The sequence below is a fragment of the Pseudomonas sp. F01002 genome, from assembly GCF_004402115.1.
GTDB lineage: Bacteria > Pseudomonadota > Gammaproteobacteria > Pseudomonadales > Pseudomonadaceae > Aquipseudomonas > Aquipseudomonas frigoris.
In genome coordinates this window covers 1-4,819 of the sequence record NZ_SOPU01000074.1, presented here as the reverse complement: position 1 = coordinate 4,819, position 4,819 = coordinate 1, and the positions used below count along the sequence as shown (strand labels likewise).

3 protein-coding genes are annotated in these 4,819 nt (G+C 54.4%); all 3 read left to right on the top strand.

Translation table 11 applies throughout. From position 1 onward, the window contains the following. Positions 1-728 (top strand): hypothetical protein (locus tag E3W21_RS28885; protein WP_178084162.1); only part of this gene is annotated, 728 nt, incomplete at its 5' end. Between the two features lies 1 nt (position 729). Beyond that, positions 730-4,140, top strand: coding sequence for a DEAD/DEAH box helicase family protein (locus tag E3W21_RS28880; RefSeq protein WP_134423050.1), 3,411 nt, complete (start codon positions 730-732; stop codon positions 4,138-4,140). Positions 4,141-4,198: 58 nt separating this feature from the next. Beyond that, entirely contained in the window at positions 4,199-4,807 is a 609-nt protein-coding gene (locus E3W21_RS28875) for a hypothetical protein (protein ID WP_178084161.1), read from the top strand. The last annotated feature ends 12 nt before the right edge of the window (positions 4,808-4,819 follow it).

Below are 4,819 nucleotides of genomic sequence, written 5' to 3'. Positions count from 1 at the left end.
TACACTTTTTCAACGCTGGCATTGGGACGCATCATGGTGATGGGCTCCTGATGGAAATCGGGAGCACAGCATCAGCCGTCAGCTATCCGCTTGGAATGTGGAGTTCATGGAGCGGATACGACGAATCGGCACTGCTGGGCTTTCTACAAAACGCCTACGACGTACTCGATGAGTTGGCGGGTGATGCGCTGGCCAACACGTACTTCAATCGTCTGGCCAACTTCGTTGATACTTACAACCTACGTTACGAGTTGCGCCGTCCGTGTCAGCTATACCCGACCATGCCCGGCCTGTTCGCCAACCTGGTTCAGGAGCTGCGCGACAGCAACGCCAAACACCCACACCTCCACACCCTGCAAAGAGACTTCGACGAAGCCTTTCGTGATCTGCACGACAAGGGCGGCGAAGGGCGGATCAAAACCTGCCTGCAAAAACAGATCAACCTGTTGGAAGCCTTAGGCCGCGACAACCCATGGGTCAACGAATACGCGCTATCAAGCATCTGCGATCAGCTCACCCATTGGCCCCACGCCAAGGTGCGCAATGCGCTGAAAAGCCTCTATGGTTTCACCTGTGACTATCCGGGCATTCGCCATGGCGGAAAACCCGGCAGCGTAGAAGGCAATATAGAGATGCGCGATATGCTGGCACTTTGTATCCTGTTCACCGGATTCACTCCGTACCTGACCGACCGGTTAGACGTGGCCGCCATATTTCAAGGACGTTGATATGAGTAACTTTGCCTTCCTGCGTACTGAATGGCCCGGTCTCCATGCCGAAGCGGTCAAGGCCGAGGCCAACGTCCTGGCGGACCCGCGCTCGTCTTGCTTCTATGCCCGGCGCACTCTGGAGTTGCTGGTGGCGTGGCTGTTCCAGGCCGATCGCAGCCTGAAGCTGCCATATAAAAGCGACTTGTCGGCGTTCCTGTTTGAACCAAGCTTTAAGACGCTGACCGGGCCGATGCTTCACGCCAAAATGGAAGTCATCCGCAAGCGTGGTAACGATGCGGTGCACAGCGCCCGTCAGGTCCGTGAGCAAGACGCCCAGGCTGTGCTCAGCGAGCTTTTTCATGTGGCCTATTGGCTGGGCCGGCATTACGCACGCAGTGCCGCTGGTAAGCCGGATGGTGCGTTGCGCTTTAACCCGGCGCTGTTGCCAAAGCCGGCAGTAACCGCTGCGACTCAAAGTCTGGCTCAGTTGCAAAAACTGGAAAGCGAACTCGCCCAGCGAGACGTCGCACTCGCTCAAGCACAAAAGAAAAACGCTGCTCTGGATCAAGAGCTCGCTTCGCTGCGCGCTGATGTCGCCGCTGCGAAAGTGGCCAATGCGGTTCAACCCGATACCCACGATTACAACGAAGCGCAAACCCGCGACCTGTTTATCGATCAGTTGCTGCACGAAGCAGGTTGGCCGCTGGATGCCGCCCGTGATCGTGAGTTTGAAGTGGCGGGCATGCCGAACACGCAGAGCCAGGGCTTTGTCGATTACGTACTCTGGGGCGACGACGGCAAGCCAATGGCTCTGATCGAAGCCAAGCGCACTCAGCGCGATGCCCGAGCCGGGCAACAACAGGCCAAGCTGTATGCCGATTGCCTGGAGTCGATGTACGGTCAGCGACCACTGATTTATTGCACCAATGGTTACGAGCACTGGCTATGGGACGACACCTCGTACCCGCCGCGTTTGATTCAGGGCTTCCATAAGAAGGCCGAGTTGGAACTGCTGATTCAACGCCGTAGCAGCCGCAAGGCCTTGGGGCAGGCGACGATTGATCCGTTGATTGTCGAGCGCCACTACCAACTGCGGGCCATCCGCCGCATCGGTGAAACCTTCGAGCAGGATCGTCAGCGCAAGGCCTTGGTGGTGATGGCCACTGGTGCCGGCAAGACGCGGACGGTGATTGCCCTGAGCGATTTGTTGATGCGTTGCAATTGGGCCAAACGCATTCTGTTTCTGGCCGACCGCGTCGCATTGGTCAATCAGGCGGCTAATGCCTTCAAAAGCTTTTTGCCCAGCGCCGCGCCTGTGAATCTGGTTACCGAGAAGAACACTGAAGGGCGCATCTACGTCTCAACCTATCCAACGATGATGGGCCTGATCGATGAAAAACAGGACGGACAGCGGCGCTTCGGTGTAGGCCATTTCGATTTGATCATCATCGATGAAGCCCACCGTTCGGTGTATCAAAAATACCGAGCGATTTTTTCCTACTTCGATGCGTTGCTTGTGGGATTGACCGCGACCCCTAAAGATGAAATCGACCGCAATACCTACAGCCTCTTCAACCTCGAGAGTGGCGTCCCGACTGATGCCTATACCCTGGAAGATGCGATTGCCGAGGGTTATCTAGTCAAGCCTCGCGGGGTTGCGGTGCCGTTGAAATTTCAGCGCGACGGTATTAGCTACGACCAGCTTCCCGAAGATGAGAAAGATCAGTGGGACGAACTGGAGTGGGGCGAAGAGGAAGAAGTACCGGATGAGGTGAGCGCCGACGCGGTCAACCGCTGGCTATTCAACACCGACACGGTAGACAAAGTATTGCAGACCCTCATGGAGCGCGGCCATAAAGTGGCTGGTGGTGACCGTTTGGGCAAGACCATCATCTTCGCGAAGAACAACGCTCACGCTCAGTTTATTGCTGATCGCTTTGATGTGAGCTATCCCGATAAGGTGGGTGCCTTTGCTCGGGTCATTACCTACAAAACTGAATACGCGCAGACCTTGATTGATGATTTTTCACTCAAAGACAAGGCGCCGCACATCGCGATTTCGGTGGATATGCTCGACACCGGGATCGACGTGCCAGAAGTGGTCAATCTGGTGTTTTTCAAGATCGTTCGCTCAAAAGCCAAATTTTGGCAAATGGTCGGACGAGGCACGCGGTTGTGCAAAAACCTTTTCGGCCCAGGGCAGGACAAAGAAGATTTCTTCATTTTCGATTTCTGCCAGAACCTCGAGTATTTCAATCAGAACCCTGAACCCACCGAGGGGACGCTGGGCGAGCCGTTGGGTCAGCGCTTGTTCAAAGCGCGTCTGGAAATGCTGGCGGCGCTGGATCGGCGGCGTAACAGCGTCGAGATCAAGGAGCCTCACGGCGTTTACTCGGTGGTATTCAGCGATGATCAGCTGCGTGACGACATCGCCTTGTCGCTGCATGAACGGGTGTGCTCAATGACGCTGGACAACTTCGTTGTTCGTCCTAAACGACGTTGGGTCGAAATCTATTCCGCTGCAGGTATCTGGAAAGATATCGGAGAGACTCAACTGCGTGAATTGGCCGACCATGTTTCAGGTTTGCCAACCACATTAACGGAAGAAGACGAAGAGGCTAAGCGCTTCGACCTTCTGTTGCTGCGATTGCAACTGTGCATTCTCAACGCGGAACCAGGTTTTGCCCGTTTGAGTGAGCAGGTTCAGGACCTGGCTCAGGCGCTGTTGGGGCAAACCAACATTCCGGCGATTGCCAAAGAATTGCTAATGATTGAAGCCGTAGCGGGGCCGGAATGGTGGGAAGACGTCACCGTTTCGATGCTGGAGCAGGCTCGCCGCAAGTTGCGCGGTTTGATCAAGCTGCTTGAAAAGGGACGCGGCGTTACCGTCTATACCGACTTTGCTGATGAGTTGGGGGAGATCGAGGAGGTCGTTATGCCTTCGATGGTGAACCCTGCGAGTTTCGAACGTTTCCGCGAAAAGGCCCGTGCTTTCCTACGAGCTCACCAAGACCATTTGTCTTTGCAGAAGCTAAGGCGTAATCAACCACTGACGGCCTTGGACCTTGAGGCTCTAGAGCAGATGCTGGTCGAAAGTGGTGCCGGTGCAGGGGAGATTAATCGGGCGAAAGAACAGGCCAAGGGTTTGGGGTTATTCATTCGCTCCTTGGTTGGTCTGGATCGCGATGCTGCTACTGACGCGTTGTCTGGTTTCTTGGCTGGAAAAACACTCAGCGGCAGCCAAATCGAATTTAGCAACCTAGTGATCCAGCACCTCACGGAACACGGGGTGATGAATGCGGATTTGCTCTACAAGTCACCTTTTACGGATATCACACCCAGTGGGCCGGAAAAGTTGTTCGAGCCAGGGCAGGTCGATGAACTGTTCGCAGCGCTGCAAAAAATTGAGGCCAGTGCTCGCGTTGCTTAACGCAGGCGTTCATAAAGCCAGTTTTTAGTATGGATTGACAGTTTAAAGGAGCTGCACGATGACTTCGATTTCGACCGGTGATGTGATGGCGAATGCTGCGAATGAGGATCTAAAACCCTTGGTCGAATACATTCTCAAAGCAAGCACGACTGAAAGCCTGTCTGGCAAAGATATCTATAAGTCTCACAATCCTGATCATCGTCGTTATGCCAATGAAATCCTGGATGAGATCCGTCTGTTCGGTGGTAATAGCTTCGTCAACCTCTTCCGCAGCAACGGTCCCGACTACCATGAAGTTGTAAAGGACGTGGCTAAAAAGTTTGGAGTTAAGGATGTTGACTCCTTCAGTCTTGTTAAGCTCGAAGAGGAGTTGATTCAGAAGATTTTGCGCGATGCGTTGAAAAAAGCCGAAGGCAAAGAGCGAGCAGATATGGAGGCCATTCTCAAGGAGGCGGGGCTCGGTAAAAGCGACTTAAGTGCGCTCTTGTCTGGAGCCTCTCTTTTTACCTTGTTAGGTGCCAGGGCCGCTGGAGTGGTGACCTACCAAGTATCGACAATCTGCGGATTCCACGCCATCCGGACACTCAGCCCACCAACATCCGGACACTCATTCCACGCTCATTCGGACAGGCAGTCGGAGCGCAGCGACGCAGGTTTGCATTGTTAGTCTGAAGTCTCT

Excerpts from the sequence above, each read along its gene's own strand:
- E3W21_RS28880 (WP_134423050.1), top strand. The coding sequence starts at position 730 with ATGAGTAACTTTGCCTTCCTGCGTACTGAATGGCCCGGTCTCCATGCC.
- E3W21_RS28875 (WP_178084161.1), top strand. The coding sequence starts at position 4,199 with ATGACTTCGATTTCGACCGGTGATGTGATGGCGAATGCTGCGAATGAG.